18 protein-coding genes are annotated in these 21,625 nt (G+C 57.3%); 16 read left to right on the top strand and 2 right to left on the bottom strand.

Annotated elements, in window-relative coordinates:
• Positions 1 to 7 precede the first annotated feature (7 nt).
• From LN244_RS10945 to LN244_RS10925, 5 genes are all read left to right on the top strand, one after another.
• The gene (locus tag LN244_RS10945; protein ID WP_239039824.1) at positions 8 to 1,348 is read left to right on the top strand and encodes an efflux RND transporter periplasmic adaptor subunit; all 1,341 of its coding nucleotides are present in this window, start codon (positions 8 to 10) and stop codon (positions 1,346 to 1,348) included.
• Entirely contained in the window at positions 1,342 to 3,453 is a 2,112-nt protein-coding gene (locus tag LN244_RS10940; RefSeq protein ID WP_239039823.1) for an HlyD family efflux transporter periplasmic adaptor subunit, read from the top strand. Before LN244_RS10945 ends, LN244_RS10940 begins: the two co-directional genes overlap by 7 nt.
• An 8-nt stretch (positions 3,454 to 3,461) precedes the next feature.
• Complete coding sequence (locus tag LN244_RS10935; protein WP_239039822.1) at positions 3,462 to 5,393, top strand: sensor histidine kinase; 1,932 nt, start codon at positions 3,462 to 3,464, stop codon at positions 5,391 to 5,393.
• Positions 5,390 to 6,103: a response regulator transcription factor gene (locus tag LN244_RS10930; protein ID WP_239039821.1), complete on the top strand. Its 714-nt coding sequence runs from the start codon at positions 5,390 to 5,392 to the stop codon at positions 6,101 to 6,103. The genes LN244_RS10935 and LN244_RS10930 overlap by 4 nt, the downstream gene beginning before the upstream one ends.
• A gap of 73 nt (positions 6,104 to 6,176) precedes the next feature.
• The gene (locus tag LN244_RS10925; RefSeq protein ID WP_239039820.1) at positions 6,177 to 6,725 is read left to right on the top strand and encodes a YaeQ family protein; all 549 of its coding nucleotides are present in this window, start codon (positions 6,177 to 6,179) and stop codon (positions 6,723 to 6,725) included.
• 1 nt (position 6,726) lies between these two features.
• On the opposite strand, the gene rfaH is transcribed toward LN244_RS10925, so the two are convergent.
• On the bottom strand, positions 6,727 to 7,221 hold the full coding sequence (rfaH, locus tag LN244_RS10920; protein ID WP_239039819.1) for a transcription/translation regulatory transformer protein RfaH: 495 nt from the start codon (positions 7,219 to 7,221) through the stop codon (positions 6,727 to 6,729).
• Between the two features lie 290 nt (positions 7,222 to 7,511).
• Here rfaH and LN244_RS10915 point away from each other — a divergent pair, with 290 nt between their 5' ends.
• Positions 7,512 to 8,702, top strand: coding sequence for an SPOR domain-containing protein (locus tag LN244_RS10915; protein ID WP_239039818.1), 1,191 nt, complete (start codon positions 7,512 to 7,514; stop codon positions 8,700 to 8,702).
• A 65-nt stretch (positions 8,703 to 8,767) separates the two neighbouring features.
• Here the strand turns inward: LN244_RS10915 and gcvP are convergent, their stop codons facing one another.
• Positions 8,768 to 11,674: an aminomethyl-transferring glycine dehydrogenase gene (gene gcvP / locus LN244_RS10910; RefSeq protein ID WP_239039817.1), complete on the bottom strand. Its 2,907-nt coding sequence runs from the start codon at positions 11,672 to 11,674 to the stop codon at positions 8,768 to 8,770.
• Between the two features lie 233 nt (positions 11,675 to 11,907).
• On the opposite strand from gcvP, the gene LN244_RS10905 reads away from it, so the two are divergent.
• Genes LN244_RS10905 through LN244_RS10860 form a run of 10 tightly spaced genes read left to right on the top strand, consistent with a single transcriptional unit; the run spans position 11,908 to position 21,569 of the window.
• On the top strand, positions 11,908 to 13,095 hold the full coding sequence (locus LN244_RS10905; RefSeq protein ID WP_239039816.1) for a methyl-accepting chemotaxis protein: 1,188 nt from the start codon (positions 11,908 to 11,910) through the stop codon (positions 13,093 to 13,095).
• 31 nt (positions 13,096 to 13,126) lie between these two features.
• Positions 13,127 to 13,492 (top strand): response regulator, encoded by a 366-nt coding sequence (locus LN244_RS10900; RefSeq protein WP_239039815.1) that lies wholly within the window; start codon positions 13,127 to 13,129, stop codon positions 13,490 to 13,492.
• Between the two features lie 30 nt (positions 13,493 to 13,522).
• Entirely contained in the window at positions 13,523 to 13,858 is a 336-nt protein-coding gene (locus LN244_RS10895) for an STAS domain-containing protein (protein WP_239039814.1), read from the top strand.
• Positions 13,851 to 15,995, top strand: coding sequence for a chemotaxis protein CheA (locus tag LN244_RS10890; protein WP_239039813.1), 2,145 nt, complete (start codon positions 13,851 to 13,853; stop codon positions 15,993 to 15,995). Before LN244_RS10895 ends, LN244_RS10890 begins: the two co-directional genes overlap by 8 nt.
• A gap of 13 nt (positions 15,996 to 16,008) precedes the next feature.
• Positions 16,009 to 16,545 (top strand): chemotaxis protein CheW, encoded by a 537-nt coding sequence (locus tag LN244_RS10885; protein WP_239039812.1) that lies wholly within the window; start codon positions 16,009 to 16,011, stop codon positions 16,543 to 16,545.
• Between the two features lie 32 nt (positions 16,546 to 16,577).
• Entirely contained in the window at positions 16,578 to 18,533 is a 1,956-nt protein-coding gene (locus LN244_RS10880; protein ID WP_239039811.1) for a methyl-accepting chemotaxis protein, read from the top strand.
• Positions 18,534 to 18,544: 11 nt separating this feature from the next.
• Positions 18,545 to 19,075 (top strand): chemotaxis protein CheW, encoded by a 531-nt coding sequence (locus LN244_RS10875; protein WP_239039810.1) that lies wholly within the window; start codon positions 18,545 to 18,547, stop codon positions 19,073 to 19,075.
• On the top strand, positions 19,076 to 19,885 hold the full coding sequence (locus LN244_RS10870; protein ID WP_239039809.1) for a CheR family methyltransferase: 810 nt from the start codon (positions 19,076 to 19,078) through the stop codon (positions 19,883 to 19,885).
• A gap of 1 nt (position 19,886) precedes the next feature.
• A complete protein-coding gene (locus LN244_RS10865) occupies positions 19,887 to 20,465 on the top strand; it encodes a chemotaxis protein CheD (RefSeq protein WP_239039808.1) in 579 nt (192 codons plus the stop codon).
• 27 nt (positions 20,466 to 20,492) lie between these two features.
• Positions 20,493 to 21,569 (top strand): protein-glutamate methylesterase/protein-glutamine glutaminase, encoded by a 1,077-nt coding sequence (locus tag LN244_RS10860; RefSeq protein ID WP_239039807.1) that lies wholly within the window; start codon positions 20,493 to 20,495, stop codon positions 21,567 to 21,569.
• Positions 21,570 to 21,625: the final 56 nt, after the last annotated feature.

The raw sequence follows: 21,625 nt of genomic DNA, 5'->3' as shown, positions 1-21,625 counted from the left end.
AGTTTTTGTGAGCGAAACCGTTGCGGCCCTTTTGGGGCTGGAGCAACAACTGCGCAAGGCATCCAGCCTTGCGCAGTTGTTTTATACCCTGGTTAACCAGACACACAAGTGTCTGCCGTACACTCAGGCAATCCTCCTGGAAGGTGAAGCCCTCAATCAACTCAATGTGGTCGCCGTTTCCGACCTGCCGACGGTGGATTACACCTCTCCCTTCATCAGCTGGGCCGAACGGCTGGGCAAGGCAGTGGTTGCCGCAGACAATGCCGGCCAGCAATGCATAGGACCGGCCGACCTGCCCGCCGAGGTGGCGGCCGAGTGGCGAGCCCTGGAACTGCCCGACCAGCTGCTGTGGCAGCCTTTGGTGGTGGAAGCGCGTGATAACGAGGCAGTGGGCGTTCTGCTACTGCTTCGGGACAAGGCCTGGAGCGAGGCAGAGCGCGGCATTGCCCAGCACCTGTCGGCAACGGCCGGTCATGCCCTGTTTGCGTTGCGCAGGCATCAGCCGTTCAAGGGGCTGTGGTCGCGGCTCAGGCAGCGCAGAGTCCTGTGGGCGGCACTTGCGGCGCTGGTGGTGTTGATGGCATGGCCTGTTCGTCTGAGCACACTGGCTCCGGTGGAGGTCGTTGCCAAAAATCCGTTGGTGATTGCGGCGCCATTGGAGGGCGCGATCAAGCGCGTGGCGGTGCAGCCCAATGAAACCGTCAAGCCCGGCGATCCCCTGGCGTATCTTGAGGATAGTGAGCTGGCCAGCCGTGAAGCGGTGGCCCGGCAGATGCTGTCGGTGGCTCAGGCCGAATTGAAAACCGTGCAGCAGAGCGGTTTCATGGACCCCAAGCAAAAGGCGCGACTGGCCGAGCTGGAGGCACAGGTCAGGCTCAAGGAGGCTGAATGGCAACTGGCCCGTGAGCGTCTCGAACGGTCAACAATCAAGGCAGAACAGCCGGGAGTGGCCGTGCTGGACAACCCGGATGACTGGAAGGGGCGACCCGTGCGGGTCGGGGAGCGGATCATGCTGGTTGCCAACCCCGAGCAGGTGGAGTTCGAGGTGATGTTGCCGGTTAAGGACTCGATAACGCTATTGCCCGGTGCCGAGGTGAGGGTGTTTTTGGATAACGATCCCTTGAACGCCTGGTCGGCTATTCTCAGCCATGCAGGCTATACCCCAAGACCCACACCGGATCAGCAGTTCGCCTATCGGCTGATCGCCCAGCTGGACGAGCCCGGTGAACGGCTGTCGCCACGTATCGGCTTGCGGGGTACGGCAAAGGTGTATGGTGACCGGGTGAGCCTGTTCTTTTATCTGTTCCGTCGCCCGATCACGTCACTGAGGCAGTGGCTGGGATGGTAGAGGTTCGCTTACCGGCCATCCGTCAGGATCTGAAGCTGCTGCCGGGCTCGCATGATGAAGACGGCGCGCCACGGTGGCTGCTGCATGACCGCGTGCGCAATCGCTATTTTACCCTGGCCGAGGATGCGCTGGCTCTCATCCGTCATTGGCAGCCAGGGCACACACTGGAAGAGATGCAGGCCCATCTGGCGGGCCGGGATCTGGCGTACGAGGAGGCTGAGATCAAGGCTTTCATCGACTTTCTGATCGCCAACAACCTGGTACTGGCGCGATCAAAAGGGGCCTGTGATCACTTCCTGAGTCAACGCAAAGGGCAGCAAAAAAGCGTCTGGCAGTGGTTGCTGCACAACTATCTGTTCATTCGAATCCCGTTGTTACGCCCGGACCCCTGGCTGCAACGTGTCGGCCCGCGCCTGAACTGGTTGTTCAGCAACAGTGTGCATCGGTTGTTACTGCTGATGGGGCTGCTGGGTGGCGTGCTGGTCCTGCGGCAGTGGGACACGTTCAGCAGTACTTTTCTCTACTTTTTCAGTCTCGAAGGGATGTTGCTGTACGGCCTGACACTGGTGCTGGTGAAAAGCGCCCATGAGCTGGGCCACGCCCTGGTTTCACAGCGGTTGGGGTGCCGTGTTGCCTCAATGGGGGTCGCGTTTCTTGTCATGTTTCCGGTGCTCTACACGGATACAACGGATGCCTGGAAGCTGCGCTCGCGTCGGCAGCGTTTGCAGATCGTCACGGCCGGGGTAAAGACCGAGCTGTACCTTGCACTGGTGGCTACTTTTCTGTGGGGCATCCTGCCGGATGGCGCGCTGCGCAGTGCGGCGTTCTTTGTCGCCACGACCAGTTGGGTGACGTCGGTACTGGTCAATATCAGCCCCTTTCTGCGTTTTGACGGCTATTACGCCTTTTCCGACCTGTTGGGCGTCGAGAACCTGCAGCAGCGTGCATTTGCCCTGGGACGCTGGCGTTTGCGGCGTTGGCTATGGGGGTTGGATGATCCGCTGCCTGAACCCATGCCCCGCCGCCGAGCGCGTCTGTTGACGCTCTATGCCTGGGGCACCTGGCTGTACCGCTTTTTCCTGTTTCTGGGGATTGCGTTGCTGGTCTATCACCTGTTCTTCAAGGTGCTGGGCATTATTCTTTTTGTGGTTGAAATACTCTGGTTCATTGTGATGCCGATTTTCAAGGAACTGCAGGTCTGGCGAGAGCGCCGGGCTGATTTTAATTGGACACCTGCGCGTATTGCCTGCTGGTCTTTACCGGTGCTGGTTCTGCTTGGGTTGCTGTTGCCCTTTTCGACCAGCGTTCAAGTGCCTGCCGTCCTGCGGGCAGAATCCAGCCAGACGCTGTTTGCAACCGAAGACGGCCGCATCAAGGCCGTCTACGTACAGGCCGGCGACAGCGTGGAGGCCGGTCAGGTTCTGCTGGAGATGGCGTCGCCGGACCTGGAACAACAGCTGACACAGACCCGTGACCAGCTGCAGTTGGTCGAGCTGAAGTTGTCACGTCAGAGCGCGTCTCTGGAAGAAAAGGCCGCCCAGGCGGTGAACCAGGAGCGCAGACGACAGCTCAATGAGCAGTTACAGGGGCTGGAAAAACGTGCGCGCATGCTGGCCGTTCGAGCGCCATTCAGTGGCCGGGTCAGTGATCGTGAACTCCTGGCATCGGGGCAATGGATCGGCCGTGATCAGGCGTTGATGACATTGATCGCGCCCGAGCGAATGCTTTTTGAGGGGCTGGTGAACGAGCGCGACTTGAACCTGCTGGCCGTGGGGCAGCAGGGGATGTTCATTGCCATCAATGGCGAACATTCGGCTATTCCGGCCAGTGTTTCGCGAATCGACATCACCGCGGTGCCGGTATTGCCCTATCCCGAACTGGGCTCCGAGGCCGGCGGACCCGTGGCGGTCAGGCGTCAGGATGAACGGCTGGTTCCCGAGGCCGCTCACTACCGCATACAGCTGATGCCTGAGGAGCCGATCAGCGACTCACTGCAAGGAACACGCATGACGGGCATGATGGTGGTTGAAGGGGATTCCCGCAGCGCGCTGCTCTATCAGCTTGAGCGAGTGGTAGCACTGTTCATACGAGAGTCAGGGTTTTGATCGTCTCAGTGAAAAAAGCCGGCATCGGGCTGGTTGCCGTGCTGCTGTTGTTGATGGGGTCGCTTTCTGCTGCCGCAGCCACTCCGGTGTTATTGGATCAGAAGATGTTGGCTCTGGATAAAGGCCAGCTGAGCATACTGGAAGACCCCAATCATGAACTGACATGGGAAGAAGCGTTGGATGCGCAACGGGCCGGACGTTTCAAGCAGCTGTCCTATGGTGTGGGTGAGGGCTATTCAACTTCGGTGTTCTGGGTGTATGTGCAGCTGGAGCGTAGCCCGGCATCACCTGAGTTATGGGGTTTCTTCAGCAGTCCGGTCTATCTCGATCGTGTTGAGTATCACGTGATTCAGCAGGGTGAGCTGTTGCAGGTGTTGTCAGCCGGTGACCTGGTGGCAGATCCCGAGCATGACTTGCACCACCGCTTGCCTTTTGTGGGCACCCGTTTGCCGGAAGGCCCAGTCGAACTGCTGGTGAGGCTGGAGACCAGCAGTACCTCCGTGCTGTTGATACAGGCGGTCCCGGGGGACCGAATCGATGCCGCGATCGAGGGCCGTGTCATGAGCGAGGGTATTCTGATCGGAATCCTGCTCATGGTGTTGCTGATCAATCTGCTCAACGGTGTCTGGTTAAGGCGGTCGTTGTTCATATACTTCGTGACCTATGAAGCCTCCATGCTGGTGACGATATTGTTCAGCAATGGCTTCATGCGTGACCTGGTGCCCGGGATGACTGAGGCCGAGCAAAATCTGCTGATGCAGTTCAGCGTGCTGTTCACCGGCCTGTTGGCGTTTGTGTTTTTCCAGCGGATGTTGAACTTTCAATACATTGGATCGCGTTGGGTCAATGGGTTGTTTCTGATCGGGATCGGCCTGGCATTAACGGGGATGATATTTGCCTATCAGAACCAATATGCCGTTGCCATGTCGGTGGTTAACACCTATGTGTCGTCATTCCCGCTGGTTGTGTCAGTACCCCTGCTGTTGAGCTGGCGCCAGATGGATTCGGAACAGCGATTTCGTGCGGGAGGTTTCTTCATCTTCGGTATTTTTGTGGCGGTAAACTGCCTCTACACGATCGGCTATATGCCTGTTACGGTCGGAACGACCTATATTGCCCCCTTGATGATCCTGTCTTTTCAGTTGTCTCTCCACTTCATCCTGATGTTTTCCGTTCGTAAGTCCGAGGCACTCATACGGGCTGCAAAACGAGCGGCAGAGGAATCCAGAAAGGAGGCGGGTCTGGAACGGTCGTTACGTTTATCCCATGAGCTATTCATGGACATGTTCTCACACGAAGTGCGGACCCCTCTGGCGGTGATCGATACCTCGGCGCAGTCGCTGCAAAAGCTGGAGAGCAAACGCACGGATGGTGAGCAGCATGGCAAGCGTTATCAGCGCATTCGAGATGCCGTCACTCGAATCAATCTGCTGTTGCAGATGAGTATTTTGCGAAGCAGTGGTGAGTTTGAGTCATCCGGCACCAAGCCCCAGCAGTACGACGTGATTCCAGTGCTCGTTGACGTGTTGAACGAGTTTCCCTCAGCTGCACGTGAGCGTATCAAGATCCACGGGAGTGATCAGCCACTTGTCTTTAACGGTTTGATGCCGGCTGAGTTTCTGGGTGTGTTGATGCGCAACCTGATCGACAACGCACTCAAATACAGCCCGGGTGATACTGACGTTTCCGTTTACATATCCATAAGCGGGCATAATCTTGAACTAATAGTGCGAGACAAGGGGCCGGGAATGGATCAATATGTATGCGAACATATGTTTGATCGTCATTTCCGGGCGAATGAAAATGCCGCCGTTCCCGGCTTGGGTTTGGGGCTTTTTGTCGTTAAAGAAGCGGTAGAGCGTTTTAATGGCTGGATAGATGTTGAAACCGGCAAGTCCGGCACCGAGATTCGTGTTCGTTTGCAAGGATTTGGAAAATGAACAAATATCACCGCATCGCATTGGTGGAAGATAATGCGGATCTGCGAGAAGAGCTTAGCTTCCTGCTGGAAGAAGAAGGCTTCGAGCTGCAAGATTTCAGTGAAGCCGCACCTTTTCTCAATCAGCATAAACGCATACCTTTTGATGTCGTCATTCTTGATATCGGACTTCCGGACAGCGACGGCTTTAAGGTGGCGCAAGAGCTGGTGAGCGGTAAAAGCAACATAGGCATTATCATGCTGACCGCCAGGGCGAGTCTTGATAATCGTATCAATGGCCTCGACAAAGGGGCTGATGTATACCTGACGAAACCCTTTGAGTTTGCTGAGCTGCTTGCACACCTGAAGGCGTTGCTTCGAAGGCTCGATCTTTACAGTTCTGATAGAAGAGGCGAAAGCCAGACAGAGGATTATTGGCAGTTAGATCCCGTCAGGCAGCTGTTGCTGGTACCGGATGCCGATCACTCCATCCTGCTGACGCAGGCCGAGTGTAGTATTGTTCAACAACTCTTCCACTCTTATCCGGCCCATGCTCCGCGGAGCAGGCTGGTTGAAAGTTTGGGGGAGGACTACCTTCAGTATGATGAGCGTCGTCTTGAGCAGATCATGAGTCGCTTGCGCAAGAAAATCCAAAAGCACTCTCGTTCAAGCCCCATCAAGGCCGTGCGTGGCCGGGGCTATGTTTTTTGCGAACCGGCAGAAATGGCGTGACAAGCGGCTGGTGACGGCACGTCAATGATGAGATGATGCCGCACTTTGTCATTGTAATGTGAGCATTAACGACATGGCCCAAAACTCAACTGTCCATAAAGTGCATCTGCAATTGGCGGATATGGATCGTCATCATTACGCCGATTACAGCCACACCCTGGCGCAACATCCGTCTGAAACCGAAGAGCGGTTGATGATGCGTCTGCTGGCATTCATGCTGCGGGCAGACGAGCGGCTGGAGTTTACACGCGGGTTGTGTGTTGAGGATGAGCCGGACCTCTGGCTGAAAAACTATGGTGGCGAGATCGAGCTCTGGATTGATGTGGGCTTGCCCAGCGACAAGCGTATCCGCAAGGCCTGTGGTCGCTCAGAGCAAGTGTTGATCCTGGTGTATGGTTCCGAGCAGGCGGTAACGCCCTGGTGGGAAGGCATCAGGGGCCAGTTGCATCGTTTCAACAATCTGCAGGTGTTGCGGATTCCTGTCGATCAGAGTCAGCAGCTTACGGAACTGGTTAAACGCGGCATGCATTTTCAATGCACCATTGAAGATGGTCAGGTGTGGGTCAGCGATGCCGAAAATTCGCTGATGATCGAGCCGCAGTCTTTGTGGCCGGAGCACTGACTCAGTCGATTTTTTTCACCGCGCTGAGCGGCAGCGATAACCGTTGCCATTGCCCCAGCAATTCCAATAGCAGAAAGGCTCTTTTTTCGCCGTCGTATTCGGCGAATACCGCATTGAGGTTGGCGAAGGGGCCTTCTGTGATCCTGACCGGCTCGTTGGGTTTGAGCGATTGGAGCTCCCCCCTTTGACGGAGGTTGTCACGCAGCTGTTCAACCACATCGTCGGGTACTACGGCGGGTTTGTCACCAAAGGTGATCATCCTCGCGACTCCACGTGTGGAACGGATGGGGCGCCAGTTGCTGGCAACTTCAGACAGTTCGATAAACAGATAGCCTGGAAACAGGGGCTCTTCCAGCTCAACGCGCTTGCCACGTCTGAGCTTCTCCACCCGAACCTGGGGCAGAAACACTTCAAATCCCTGATTCTGTAACTCATGGGCAGCCTTTTCGGCCTGACCAGGCTTGGACTGCACTACATACCATCTGAAATCGGTCATACGGCTGACATGCTCTTGCTTGGGCGCGCAGTATAGCAGGGAAGGGGCAAGCGAACACGGCCCCGCATTGAGACGACAGACTAAGGGGCGTTGCCGCATCTGTCCATCCGGTACGGATGATGGGCTATAGGCGCAATTGTCACATTGCCGTTGCCCAGGCCTCTATAGTTGCTTTATTGTGATGACTGGGCGGTAAGAGCCTGAAGGAAAAGCATTTTCAGTAGCAGTTTTCGGGGGATGGCTTGGTTAGGAATAAGGTTCTGAGAGCAGGATGCGGACTCTTTTTTGGGATGGGTTTGATCTTTGCCGAGCCGCCTTTGGCGGGTGCGTCGGATGAACCGCACGTTACCCAGCTTGAGAGCTTGAGTCAGCGCGCCGAGCAGGGAGATGCTGAGGCGATGTTTCGTCTGGCTCAGGCTTACGCCAAGGGAACCGGCGTCGATAAGGATATGCAGCGCGCCGGCAAGTACTACCTCGAAGCGGCTGAACTGGGACACGCGCAGGCACAGCTGAAGCTGGGAACCCTGAAATATCTGGAAGCAGGTGGGCCTGACGCCACTCAAAGTGCTCACTGGTGGCTTCAGGCCGCACGTCAGGGGCTACCGGAAGCGCAGTATCGCCTGGCGATTCTCTATTTGAAGCAACAGGAACCCAATCCGCTGGATGCTCAGGCATGGATGTCGCTGGCTGCCCGTAGCGGTCATGCTCCTGCCATCAAGGCAGAAGCGCTGTTATCTGAAGAGATCGAACCGGTGAGCCCCGCTCGATTGGCTGAACGCATGCGCCAACTCATGTCGAGCGGCAATGCCGCCGCAGTCAGTGTCCTTCGCCCGGCTCCTGTTCCGTCTTCGGATGGTGACGCAGCCTCCTTGCCTCCGAGCAGTACTGAGCCTGAGGTATCCACTGCAGACAACCCCGAGCCGGTCGCTGACATGAATTCCGGGATTCAGTCCGAGCCTGAACCCGTTGCTACAGTTGAGCCTTCGCCTGAACCCATACCTGAGGTCGAGCAGGAGCCAATGCCTGCGGCTTCTCAGGAACCTGAAGCGCCAGTCGCATCGGAACCCGCCAGTGAGCCTGAATCTGAACCAACCTCAGAGCCTAAGGTTGAGCCGGGCCTGACTGAAGTCTCTGAGCCGGCCGCAGAGTCGAAGGTACAGGCACAGGATCAGCCTGAACTGCAACGTTCTCTTGCGACCCCAAAGTCGGATACGAGTGAACCGGTACAGCAGGATATAACCCTGCCTTCGCCTTTCAGCGTACAGATGGCATCGGTGCTGGAGGAAAACGCAGCGCAGGCACTGGCCTTACGCTTAGTGCGCAAGCATGAGTCTGTGCTGGATGGTCATAGTGTTGAGGTCAAACACCTGAGGGGAGCCTACAAGATACTGGCAACCGGGTTTGCCGATCGAGGGGCGGCCATTGAACTGTGCGAACAGCTTAAAGCACGGCAGCAGGGGTGTTTCGTCGTTAAACGCTGAGGTTTACAGCGTGAAAATTAAGGGAGTGCGCTTCATCTGAAGGCACTCCCGTTGCAAGCGTATGCTCAGTCTTCCGCGTAGGCGTCGACCGGAATGCAGCTGCAGAACAGGTTGCGGTCACCGTAGACGTTATCGATGCGGTTCACCGTTGGCCAAAGCTTGGACTGCTTCAGCCAGCTGGCCGGGAATGCCGCCTGCTCACGGCTGTAGGGACGGTTCCACTCCGGATCGATGATATCGGCCTGGGTGTGTGGTGCATTTTTCAGCGGGTTGTTGTCCGCATCCAGTTCACCCGCTTCTACCAGTGCGATCTCCTCGCGAATCTTCACCATCGCTTCGATGAAGCGATCCAGCTCGGCCTTGGACTCGGACTCGGTCGGTTCGATCATCAGCGTGCCCGGTACCGGGAAGGACATGGTCGGCGCATGGAAACCGAAATCCATCAGCCGCTTGGCCACGTCTTCCTCGGAAATGCCCGAGGCTTCCTTCAGCGGACGCAGGTCGATGATGCATTCATGTGCGACGCGGCCGTTACGGCCTGAGTAGAGCACCGGGTAGTGAGCGCCCAGCTTCTTGGCCAGGTAGTTGGCATTCAGGATCGCATGGCGAGTCGCCTGACGCAGACCTTCGCCGCCCATCAGGGCGATATACACCCAGCTGATTGGCAGAATGCTGGCGCTGCCCCAGGGCGCTGCGGAAACGGCGCCGTTTTCGGCGTTGGGTCCTTCAATACCGACCACCGGGTGGTTGGCGACGAACGGCGCCAGGTGTGCCTTGACGCCGATGGGGCCCATGCCCGGACCACCACCGCCGTGCGGGATGCAGAAGGTCTTGTGCAGGTTCATGTGCGACACGTCAGCACCGATATCGGCCGGACGCGTCAGCGCCACCTGAGCGTTCAGGTTGGCCCCGTCCATGTATACCTGACCACCATTGGCATGGACGATGTCGCAGATTTCGCGGATGCCTTCCTCGTACACACCGTGGGTGGACGGATACGTGATCATCAGGCAGGACAGGTCGTCGGCATGGGCTTCGGCCTTGCTGCGCAGGTCGGCGATATCCACGTTGCCCTGATCGTCACAGCCGACCAGTACGACTTTCATCCCGGCCAGGGCGGCTGACGCCGGGTTGGTGCCGTGTGCCGAAGTCGGGATCAGGCAGATGTTGCGGTGACCCTGGCCCTGAGACTGGTGGTAGTAGCGGATCGCCAGCAGGCCGGCGTATTCACCCTGAGCACCGGAGTTGGGCTGCATGCAGATGGCATCGAAGCCGGTGACCGCTTTCAGCATCGTCTCCAGTGAGTCGATCATCACCTTGTAGCCCTGTGCCTGTTCAACGGGCGCGAAGGGGTGCAGGGCACCGAACTCGGGCCAGGTGACCGGGATCATCTCGGCGGTGGCGTTGAGTTTCATGGTGCAGGAACCCAGCGCGATCATGCTGTGCGCCAGTGACAGGTCCTTGTTTTCCAGGCGCTTGAGGTAGCGCAGCATCTCGGTTTCGCTGTGGTACTCGTTGAACACCGGATGGGTCAGGAACGCGGACGTGCGTTTCAGCTCGGCCGGAATGCTGGTTGAACCCTTGGCGACAAGCTCGGCATCCAGAGCGGCAAGGTCGAGGCCGTGATCGGCGCCCAGCAGGGCAGTCCAGAGGGTTTCGATTTCGGCACGGTCGCTGCGCTCATCCAGGCTGATACCCAGTTGCTCGTCACCCAGCTTGCGCAGGTTGAAACCTGCATCCTGAGCCGCCTGGTAGAGGCGATCACGGTCGGCACCGGCATTCACGGTGAGGGTGTCAAACCAGGTGTCGTGCGCCAGTGTCAGGCCTTTCTGTTGCAGGCCCGCGGCCAGCAGGTCGGTCAGGCGGTGAATGCGACCGGCGATGGTCTTCAGACCTTCGGGGCCATGATAGATGGCATAGAACGCCGCCATGTTGGCGAGCAGGACCTGCGCGGTACAGATGTTGGAGGTCGCTTTCTCACGGCGGATGTGTTGCTCACGGGTCTGCATCGCCATGCGCAGGGCCGGGTTGCCGCGGGTATCGACGGAGACGCCGATGATTCGGCCCGGCACAGAGCGTTTGTAATCGTCACGGGTAGCGAAGAAGGCGGCGTGGGGGCCACCGTATCCCATGGGAACACCGAAGCGCTGGGCAGAACCGAACACGACGTCGGCGCCCATCTCGCCCGGAGACTTGAGCAGCACCAGACTGAGCAGGTCGGCCGCGGCACAGACCAGTGCTTTCTGCGCGTGGGCTTTTTCGATCAGCGGAGCGAAGTTGCGCAGCTCTCCACGGGTGCCGGGGTACTGAACAACAACACCGAAGGCTTCGTGCTGATCCAGCAGGGCGTCGACATCGCCAACGATGACGTCATACCCCAGCGGCTCGGCGCGTGTCTGGATGACGTTGATGGTTTGCGGGTGCAGCTGCTCATCCACCAGGAAAGCGTTCGCTTTCTTGGCCTTGCTCATGCGCTTGCACAGGGTCATGGCCTCAGCAGCGGCAGTTGCTTCGTCCAGCAATGAGGCGTTGGCCAGATCCAGACCGGTCAAATCGAGGACCATCTGCTGGTAATTCAGGATGGCCTCCAGGCGCCCCTGAGACACTTCCGGCTGGTAGGGGGTGTAGGCGGTGTACCAGCCCGGGTTTTCAAAAACGTTGCGCAGGATGACATTGGGTGTCAGGGTGTCGCTGTAGCCCATGCCGATCAGCGAGCGCTTGACCTGGTTCTGCTGAGCAATTGCTTTCAGCTCGGCCAGTACCTGTGCTTCGGTTTTGGGGGCGGCCAACGGGATCGGCTGCTCCACGCGGATGCTGCCCGGTACGGTTTCGTCGATCAGGGCATCAAGGCTGTCTACGCCCAGTTCTGCCAGCATGGCGCTGGCTTCCTCAGCAGAGGGGCCGATATGGCGACCGATAAAGGCGTCCTGCTGTTCCAGGGCATTCAGCGGGGGCAGGGTCTGTTCACTCATGGCGGATGGTCCCGGTTGTTCATCAAATGGCCGCTATGTTACCAGAATTGCCAGTCGGTGGTGATCAGCGAATGGTTGAAAAATAGCGGTACAGAGGGTCTGTTTTAAGCCTGACAGGGGTGGTGAAATTAATCCATGTCATTAATTTGATACATTTTAGTGCTTATGTTCGACTTTGAAGGGTAATTTTCCTTACACTTGTTTGTGGCCACTTTAAATCAGGGAGAGATTCAATGTCCCGCTCTATTCCATGGATCGCCTCTTTGCCCTTTCTGGCATCCATTCTCGTTCTTCTGCTTCTGTTGCTTGAACCCACTCTGACATTCTTCGGCGTTGCGGGCCTTGCTCTGTTGCTCGGAACCCTGTTTTCCTGGTTGCTGTGGCGTCACATCCAGCAAAATGAAGCAAAGCACGATGAACTTAAGGGACAGCTGGAGCAGCAGCAGTTTCAGGCGGAGCGTCATCTGAACAATCTGGATGGCATGCTGTCGATCTGGCTGCGCCTGGTGCCGGTCTGGAATCGACATATCACCTCATGCCGCGAGATCGGCAACGATGCGATCAATGCGCTTTCCGGTCGTTTTGCCGAACTGGTGCAGCTGATTGCCGAAACCCGTTCCTCATCTCAGTCCAGCTACGAGCACAGTGACCTGGATGCCATGTCTGAGGACAAGGCGCGGCTGCAGCTGCTGTTCGACAGGCTGAAAAGTTACGACCAGACCACCGATCTGCTGTTCGATCAAATTCAGCAGCTGGACGAGTTCGCCAATGATCTGGATCAGATGGCGGGTGCCGTGGGCGCCATTGCCGAACAGACCAACATGCTGGCGCTCAATGCCGCCATCGAAGCGGCGCGAGCCGGTGATGCCGGACGCGGCTTTGCGGTAGTGGCTCAGGAGGTACGTGCGCTGTCCACTCAGTCGGGAGAAACCGGTCGCCATATCGCCGAGAAAATCGCTATGGTCAAGGAAGCGATGCAGACCATTACCCGTTCGGCCGGTGAGACCCGCGAGCAGGAAGATCACACCCTGGATGAGGGTGAGCAGTATATCGGCGAGGTCGTACAGCATCTGGAGGCTCGGGCGATGCAGCTGGTCAATGAGGGTGAGCAGTTGCTGGCGACCAACCTTGAGGTCAGCAGCCAGATCGAGCAGGTTCTGATAGAGCTCCAGTTCCAGGACAGGGTCAGCCAGATTCTGGAACAGGTCGAAGGCAGCATGGGGCAGATGACTTCAGTGCTTCAGGCCGACGAGAGTGCTTACCGCAGCGGCGAGCGTCGTCTGTCGCTTGATATCGATCAGTTGCTGCAGGAGATGAAAACAACCTATACCACTGTGGAACAGCACCGGCAGCACCAGGTTGACCGTCGTAATGAAGACGAAGGCGAGACGGCAGAAGCCGGGTCTATCAGTTTCTTTTGACCATATTGATCGTTCGGGAAAGTAAGCAGAGATGGAAAAAACAATCATGGTAGTGGACGACTCGGCGTCAATTCGCCAGGTCGTTGGAATTGCGCTCAAGGGTGCCGGATATAAGGTGATTGAAGCCTGTGACGGGCGAGATGCTCTGTCCAAGCTGAACGGCGACAAGATTCATCTCGTGATCAGTGATGTGAACATGCCCAACATGGATGGCATCACCTTCGTCAAGGAGCTCAAGCAGAATCCGCGTTACAAGTTTACGCCGGTGATCATGCTGACCACGGAAGCCGGACGCGACAAGATGGCCGAAGGCAAGGCTGCAGGGGCCAAAGCATGGGTCGTCAAACCCTTTCAGCCGCCTCAGATGCTGGATGCAGTGGCCAAACTGATTATGTAAACGGGAACCTTCCAGTGGTGCGAGGGCGATATGGGATTAGAGATTAAGCAGGACGAGACCAGGGCCGTGGTCGATGTGCAGGACGAAATGACCATCTATACCGCCGCTCTGCACTGGGATGAGCTCAAGCCGCTGCTGGCCAAGGTCAAGGCGATCGAGATAAACCTGTCTGCGGTGTCCGAAATCGACAGTGCCGGTGTTCAGCTGTTGCTGGCGTTGATGCAGGAGTCCGAGCGCTTGCATAACCAGTTCCTGTTGCGAGACCCGGCCGATGAGGTACAGGCGCTGTTGAAGTTGCTGCACCTGGACCAGCAGCTGTTGCCTGCCAGACCCGATGCCACTCAGGAGGGGGTTCAGCATGGATGATATGACACAGACATTCATTCAGGAGTCAGAAGAGCTGTTGACCCAAATGGAGGACGCTCTGCTGGCACTGGAAGCCGAGCCGGGTGACAGCGAACAGATCAACAGCCTGTTCCGTGCCATGCACACCATCAAGGGGGCTGCCGGCATCTTCGGCTTTGACCCGGTCGTCGAGTTTACCCATCCGGTCGAGACCGTGCTCGATCAGGTGCGCAGTGGCGGGCGAGAGCTGGACGAAGCACTGGCCGGGCTGCTGCTGGAGTGCAAGGACCACACCGCCCGTTTGGTGGAGCAGGTAACCGGTGGCGACGGCGTTGACCCCGAGCTGGTTTCGGCCGGGCAGCAACTGCTGGAGCGGATGACCGGCCGGTCATTCGCCCGGGAAACCACAGAACCCGAGGCCGAGCCGGTAACGGAAGCCTCTGGTTCTCCTTTCTGGTTGATTACCCTGCAGTTTGGCAGTGATGCCCTGCGCAACGGTATCGACCCTGCATCTTTCATTCGTTATCTGGGCAATATTGGCGAGATTGTCGATCTGATGACTCACCATGACCACCTGCCCAAAGCCGATGGCTTCGATCCTGAAACCTGCTACCTCGGGTTCGATATCCTGTTCCGCAGTGATGCCAGCAAGCAGGAGATACAGGCTGTTTTCGAGTTCGCCGAAGATGACTGTGATATTCGGATTCTGCCGCCTGCGGAAATCGAATCGACCTTTGAAGCGATGATGGAAGAGCTCCCGGAAGATCATACCCAGCGTTTGGGCGAGATGTTGTTGGCGGTGGGCGCGATTACCGAGCATGAACTGTCGACTTCGCTGCAGCGACAGGTCGAGCAGGCCGCTTCACCGGAGGGCGACGCGGTGGTGCCGCCAGTGGGCGAGATTCTGGTGGAGCAGAAAGCGGTCAGCCGTGGCCTGGTAGACAAGGCGCTGGACAAGCAGCAGCGTGCCAAACAAAAGGCCAGCCAGGAAGCCAGTCTGATTCGGGTCGATTCTGCCAAGCTGGGGCGTCTGATCAACCTCGTCGGTGAGTTGGTCATCTCCAACGCCGCCGTCAAGCTGCGGGTTGAGCAACAGGGGCTGGGGGAGCTGAGCGAGCTGGTTGCGGCCAGTGAGCACCTGGTGGAAGAGATTCGCGACAATGCCCTGCAACTGCGAATGGTTCAGATCGGTGATACCTTTTCACGTTTTCGTCGTGTGGTGCGTGACGTCAGCCGGGAGCTGGAAAAGGAGATCGACCTGGTCATCACCGGCGGCGAGACCGAACTGGACAAGACGGTGGTCGAGAAAATGACCGATCCGCTGACCCATCTGGTCCGCAATTCCCTGGATCATGGTATTGAATTGCCGCAGCAGCGCCTCAGAGCAGGCAAGCCGGCCAAGGGAACGCTGAGTCTGAACGCCTTCCATGATTCCGGTCACATTGTCATTCAGATTCGCGATGACGGAGCGGGGCTGGATGCCGACAAGATTCGTGCAAAAGCCGAGGCTATCGGTCTGGTCAGGCCTGATCAGGTGATGACCGAAAAAGAGATCTATCAGCTGATTTTCGCGCCCGGGCTCAGCACCAAGGAAAAGGCCAGCAATTTGTCAGGACGAGGCGTTGGTATGGATGTCGTCCGACGCAATATCGATGCGCTGCGCGGGATTATCGATATCGACAGCGAATCCGGTGTGGGCACCACAGTAACTATTCATTTACCCCTCACGCTGGCCATTATTGACGGTTTCATGGTGGGCGCTTCCGGCGAGCGTTATGTCATTCCTTTATCCATGGTCGAGGAATGCGTGGAGATGGACAGCTCGGACTGGGAGCTGGATGAGGAGCGGCGCTATGTGAACTTGCGTGGTGAAGTCATGCCCTATCTGCGTTTGTCCGAGTTTCTGCAGATTCCCGATGATGGCGGACATAATCGGCGCGAAAGCCTGGTTATCGTGCGCATTGGGCAGCATAAGGCCGGTTTTGTCGTAGACACGCTGTATGGCGAACTGCAAACCGTGATTAAACCATTGGGGCGCATCTTCAGTGGTTTCAGGGGAATCAGTGGTTCTACCGTGCTGGGCAGTGGTGAAGTTGCGCTGATTCTGGATGTTCAGGGGCTGATCAATGCGGCCACCGTTCAGATGCAGTTGCACTGAGATGGGAGGCAAAGTGTTGGCACAACAGGCAATCCTGACCGATCACATGGGTGGTCAATTCCTGACGTTCATGTCAGGCAATGAGCTATACGCGGTCGATATCATGCGAGTCAGCGAAATCATTGAAATCAGTGCGTTGACGCGTGTTCCCAAGGCTCCCGAATTTATCCGGGGGGTAATCAACCTGCGCGGTGGTGTGGTACCTGTCATCGACTTGACCGCAAAGCTGGGAGCCGGGCTCAGTGATCTGACCAAACGCAGTTGTGTGGTACTGGTGACGATCGAACAGCCCGCGGGTGAGCAAACCCTTGGGCTGCTGGTTGATGAAGTGCGCGAGATCATCGATATCGCGCCCAGCGATATCAAACCGCCTCCTGCACTGGGTGACCAGGCGGATACGGGGTTTATACAGGGTATGGCGCAGGTAGAGGATCTGTTCATCATTCTGCTGGAGGTTTCAGAGGTGCTGACGCACCACGAGATCCAGCAGGCCGGTGCCATCAGCGAGCAATTGACCGGCAGTCTGCCGGATTCGGAACATATTCAATAATCGATTTAACCTCAGGGAAACAGGGCAAGACTATGTTCAATAAACTGAAACTGAGCATGCAGATCAGCATCGGCTATGCCGCCGTGCTGGCGCTTCTGCTGATCGTCTCCATCACTGCCTATCTGGGGCTTAGCGGTGCCGTGGGCGGCTTCAGCGAGTATCGAGGTTTGGCGCGGGACGCCAACCTGGCGGGCCGTGTACAGGCCAATATGCTCATGGTAGAGCTTGAGGCCAACCGTTTTATGGTTGAGCAGACGGAAGAAGCCATTGAGCTCTTTAATGAGCGTTTTGAATTGTTGCAGGAGCTGTCTGCAGAGGCTCAGCGAGAAATTCAGAAGCCGGAGCGTGCCAGCAAAGTGGCACTGGTGGCCAAGGAGCTGGGAAATTACGAAAAGGCGTTCGAGACTGTTGAACGTACGGTTGATAAGCGTAACGAGCTGCTGAACACGATCCTGAATGTCCACGGGCTCAAGATGCGCCAGCTGATGACCGAGTTTACCCAGCAAGCGGAGCAGAAAGGTGATGCCCGTGCCGTTTATCTGGCGGGCCGCGCTCAGGAGGCTCTTTTGCTGGCACGTCTGTCGGCGGTCAAGTACCTGAATACAGATGATCGCAAGGAAATCGAACGCGCTCACAAGGAACTGGATGAAAACGTTGTCTCCAGCCTGAATCAGCTTGAACGTTTGACGCTGGACAGCATGCAGCGTTCAGAACTGCGTGAATTCCGAGCTTCGCTTGAAGTATACGCCAGTGCCCTGGACGAGATCGACCGTGTAACCGAAGCGCGCAACGAAGCGCTGGGTGAGATGCGTCGTATCGGCCCGGTCATTGCTGATGCGACCGAAGAGGTGAAGTTGTCAGTTATTGCCGATCAGGATGCTCTGGGCCCACGCTTGCAGGCTGAGAATGAGCGCACCGTGCAAATGGTGATCTGGATCTCACTGGCAGCCGTCATTGCCGGTGTCTTCCTCTCCTGGTTGCTGGTGCGTGTCGTCAAGCGTCCGTTGGGTGGTGAGCCCGCCGAAATGGAAGTGATCGCCCAGCGTATTGCAAACGGTGATCTGCAGATCCAGTTCAACAATCCGGAGCAGGCGACCGGTGTGTACCGCGCCATGATCAACATGGTTGAAAACCTGACCAACACCATCGAACAGGTGCGTGGCGGTGCCGACAGCCTGGCCAGTGCTTCCAACGAGCTTAACGCTTCAGCTCAGTCGATCAGTCAGGCGGCTACCGAGCAGGCGGCCAGCGTAGAGGAAACCACGTCTTCGGTTGAGCAGCTGCATGCTTCTGTTCAGCAGAATACCGAAAATGCCCGCGTCACCGACCAGATGGCGACTCAGGCTTCCGGTGAAGCCGAACGGGGTGGCGAAGCGGTACAGCGTACTGTTGCCGCGATGAAAGAGATCGCCAACAAGATCGGCCTGATCGAAGACATTGCCTACAAGACCAACCTGCTGTCACTGAACGCGGCGATTGAGGCTGCCCGTGCCGGTGAGCATGGCAAGGGCTTTACTGTGGTGGCGGCTGAGGTACGCAAGCTGGCCGAGAACAGTCGCGTGACGGCTCAGGAGATCAACGAGCTGGCGACCAACAGCGTGTCCATCGCTGAAGATGCGGGCAAGTTGCTGGAACAGATCGTGCCGAGCATTCAGAAAACAGCGGATCTGGTGCAGGAAATTACGGCGTCCTCTGAAGAGCAGGCGGCCGGTATCGACCAGATCAACAGCGCCATGTCTCAGCTGGACAGTGTGACTCAGCAGAATGCTTCTTCCTCCGAGGAATTGGCCGCAACGGCTGAGGAACTGAGCAGTCAGGCAGAAGCTCTGCTGGATGCGGTTGCCTTCTTCCAGCTGGATTCTCAGGCACGCAAGCGTGGCGCTGCTGCAAGCCGCAAGCCACACGCAGTGAGTCATCGCAAAAGCGAGAGTCATTCAACTGTAGTGGATGACGAAGACTACAACGACAGCGAGTTCAAGCGTTACTGATGGTGATAGCGATGGACAACGCGGAACAGGCGGCTGATACAGCCGCCGGCAACGACCAGTACCTGACCTTTCGGGTGCTGGGCGAGCAGTACGCCGTCAATATCCTCGACATCAAGGAGATTATCGAGGTGACTCAGATGACGCGGGTGCCGATGGCGCTCGCGGCCGTCAGGGGTGTGATGAACCTGAGGGGTAACGTGGCACCAGTGATCGATCTGGCCGAACGTTTTCATGCTACGTCAACGCAAGTGGATCGTCGTACGGTGATCCTGGTCGTTCAGCTTGAGGTTGAAGGTGAGCGGCAGGTGATGGGCATGCTGGCAGAAGAGGTCAACGAGATTGTCGAGATCGAGGCTGATCACTTTCAGCCTGCGCCCGAGTTTGGTGCCGGAATTCGTCAGTCCTTCATCCGCAGCATGGCGCAGGTTGATGGCAAGTTCATTGTTCTGCTCGACCTGTCGCAGGTGCTGAACATCGATGAACTGTCGACGCATCATGAGGATGTCGAGTCGGCGACTGTTATGGAAGTGAGCGTTGACTGAATGGCATCCATTTCCGATGTCGAGTTTCAGCGTTTTGCTCGCCTGCTGTACGAACAGGCCGGCATCCATCTGAGCGAACGCAAGAAGGTGATGCTGGCAACGCGGTTGAATCGGCGTCTCCAGCATTACGGTCTGCGCAGTTTCGGCCAGTATTTCAAACTGGTGACAGGGGACGAGCACCCTGAAGAGATGCAGGTGATGATCGATCACCTGACCACCAATGAAACGCATTTTTTCCGAGAGCCGGCGCACTTCGACTTTCTGGCTGATTTGATCAAGCGAGAGGGGTATGACTTCTGCCGTGTCTGGTGTGCGGCTTCCTCATCCGGTGAAGAGGTGTACACACTGGCGATGGTACTGGACGATGCGCTGGGCATGGATGGCTGGGCGGTGCTGGGCTCGGATATCAGCAGTCGCATGCTCAAACAGGCCCGCCGAGGCGTCTACCCTGAGACGGACAATGTTTCGATTCCCGAGCGTTTGTTGCGGCGTTACTGCCTGCAGGGAGTTGGAGCACAGGCGGGCAACTTTGCCATTGATCGACGTCTGAAACGAAATATTGAACTGCGGCAGATTAATTTGACGACTCAACTGCCTTCGATTGGCAGCTTTGATCTTATCTTTATCCGCAACGTGATGATCTATTTTGATCAACCGACCAAACACCAGGTGGTCAAGCGCGCGATTGGGCACCTGAAGCCCGGCGGGTATATTCTGACCAGCCATTCGGAAACCCTGCATGGTATTACGCCTGAGCTGGAGATGATCAGACCTTCCATCTATCGCAAACTTGGCCATCGGGAGCGCTGAAATGAAGCGCATCAATCTGATGCCGGGTGGTGTGCAAGTCAGCCGTGACCCGGAGACGGTCATTTCGACGTTGCTGGGGTCCTGTGTGGCGGCCTGTCTGTACGACCCTGTTTCCGGCGCCTTTGGCATGAATCATTTTCTGCTGGCCAGCCGTAGCCTGCGCCATCAGTCACAGCCTCTGCTTAGCGAAGCCGGGCGCTATGGTGTTCATGCGATGGAATTGCTGATTAACAGCCTGCTCAAGCAGGGAGCCGAGCGCCATCGACTCAGGGCTAAAGTGTTTGGTGGCGCCAATGTATTGTCTACCCATGCTGGCGGGCAGTTTGCGGTTGGCGATGTGAACGCCCGATTTGTTCAGGAGTTCCTCGGCAACGAAGGCATTCCGCTGGTGGCATCGGATCTGGGAGGGCGGCTGGGTCGGCAGGTGCATTTCCATGGTGGCAGCTTTGCTGTCTATGTGAAAATGCTCGAGGGCAGCCAGAAGCGTGAGGTCCTGGCGAAAGAAGAGCGCTATCTGGACCGCAGGTTGAGCGAGCAGGCCCGAACAGAAGAGAGCAGCATCACGTTTTTCGATGACTGATGTGGTGGTACAGGAGAAGCGGTGGTTATGCCGATTAATGTTTTGATTGTTGACGACTCGGCAGTGGTGCGTCAGGTACTGGTATCCCAGCTGGATGGCGTGTCCGGTATCCGTGTGATCGGCACAGCATCAGACCCTATATTTGCCCGCCGCAAGATGGAACAGCAGTGGCCTGACGTCATTGTTCTGGATATCGAAATGCCTCGCATGGATGGAATCACCTTTCTCAAGCAGCTGATGGCAGAACGGCCCACACCGGTAGTGATCTGTTCCACTCTGACGGAGAGAGGGGCCGAAACCACCATGCAGGCGATGGCGGCCGGTGCGGTCGAGATTATTACCAAGCCCAAGGCCGGACTGAAACAGTTCCTGCAGGACTCACGCAGTCAGATGGTCGAGGCGATCAAGGCGGCCTCGGTCGCGCGGCTTTCGCACAGCAAAGTCAGCACAAAAGCCTCCGCAGCCCAGCCGCAGCCCAAGCTCAGTGCGGATTCGATATTGCCTAAAACACAAGCGGGCAAACTCTTTGCGACCACTGACCGGGTCGTGGCCATTGGTACTTCTACCGGCGGAACCCAGGCGCTGGAGCAGGTACTGACGCGACTTCCGGTGGATGCGCCCGGCATCATCGTGGTGCAACACATGCCGGCGCAGTTTACGCGTGCCTTTGCGGAACGTCTCGATTCTGTCTGCCGGATCAAGGTCAAGGAAGCGCAGAACAACGACCGGGTGATGCCCGGTCAGGCCCTGATCGCGCCTGGAGGCCTGCACATGATGCTCAGGCGAAGCGGCGCTCAGTATCGGGTTGAGGTGCGTGACGGGCCTGTTGTCAGCCGGCACAAGCCCTCGGTGGATGTGCTCTTTCGGTCCGTGGCGGGGGCCGCCGGCCCGAATGCACTGGGCATCATCATGACCGGTATGGGCGATGATGGTGCGCGCGGACTGCTGGAGATGCATCAGGCAGGGGCGTCCACCCTGGGGCAGAACGAAGCCAGCTGCGTGGTCTATGGCATGCCAAAGGAAGCGTTCAAGCTGGGGGGCGTTGAGCGCGAAGTTGACCTGCTTGATATTCCGCAACTGATCGTTCAGTCCACAAAAGCCTGAGCATGTCGCCCCCTTCTCAGGGCAGTCTGCGACATCATGTCACATTATCCCGGTTG

Source organism: Marinobacterium sediminicola (assembly GCF_022343685.1).
GTDB lineage: Bacteria > Pseudomonadota > Gammaproteobacteria > Pseudomonadales > Balneatricaceae > Marinobacterium > Marinobacterium sediminicola.
The sequence above is the reverse complement of the archived record's forward strand: the minus strand, read 5'-3'. Positions and strand labels throughout refer to the sequence as shown.